General features: G+C 70.5%; 1 protein-coding gene. It reads left to right on the forward strand.

All coding sequences use genetic code 11. The features are described from left to right. The coding region (locus CVH10_RS26010) for a hypothetical protein (protein WP_219924892.1) at positions 1-275 on the forward strand (275 nt) is incomplete at both ends.

Here is a 275-nt window from a genome sequence, read left to right on the forward strand (position 1 = left end):
GGTTTGGCGCAGCGCGCGGCTGCGGCGGCGCTGGCGTCCCGCGGCACGCACGGGGGCGACCTTCGGCGTCGCCCTGCTGACCGCCGGATCGCGCGACCAACTGCAAACCATGCTCGCCGACGGCAACATCCTGCCCTACGTGCCGGCGACCCTGCGCTACCTGATGCTGAGCATGGAAGAAGTGCTCGAACTCGCCCTGCCGGTGCTGGTGCTGCTCGGCCTGCTGCAGTTGAAGGTGGGCCGGTATCCGACCTGGTTCCGCCGGAACGCCGACG

This window comes from Halomonas sp. ND22Bw, from assembly GCF_003011945.1.
In the GTDB taxonomy this organism is placed as follows: Bacteria; Pseudomonadota; Gammaproteobacteria; order Pseudomonadales; family Halomonadaceae; genus Halomonas; species Halomonas halophila.